Raw genomic sequence first — 468 nt, 5'->3', positions numbered from 1 at the left:
CCCACAAGGGAGACTGCATCAAGGCTTGGCTTTGCGGCCGGCCATGTGCTTGAGATAGCCCACCAGCATTTCAAGGTCTCCATCCGGCAACACCTGCGCGGAAAACCCCGGCATCTTCGCCTGCGGCCACTGACGCAAACTCTGCGGATCGCGGATGTAGCGCTTCAAGAAATCCGCCCCAAAATACTCGGTCGGGCTATACGGAATATTCAGATCCGGACCGAACTGCGCGTCTCCGGCACCATTCAACCGGTGACAGGCCAGGCAGTTTTTCTGAAACAGGGCAAAACCCTGGTTCACCGGATCATCGGCCTTCAAGGCAGGATCGGGCAGCAGGGCAGGGAAGCGTTGGGCCACTGGCGCCATCAGCTTGATACTGGCGACTTCGAACGGCCACTGTTCGGGGCTGACATTGCCGGCCTGCGGATCGGTCCAGACCAGATAGAACGGCCCGGCGCTGTGCTTGCC

The 468-nt window shown here is 60.3% G+C and carries 1 protein-coding gene; it reads right to left on the bottom strand.

The window, feature by feature from the left end; translation table 11 throughout:
* Positions 1-18 precede the first annotated feature (18 nt).
* A partial coding sequence (locus J5M71_RS28005) for a cytochrome c (protein ID WP_207838831.1) occupies positions 19-468 on the bottom strand: 450 nt, incomplete at its 5' end.

Source organism: Pseudomonas sp. 43(2021) (genome assembly GCF_017490805.1).
Lineage (GTDB): Bacteria > Pseudomonadota > Gammaproteobacteria > Pseudomonadales > Pseudomonadaceae > Aquipseudomonas.
Note: the sequence above shows the minus strand (reverse complement) of the source record. Positions and strands in the feature narration are given on the sequence as shown.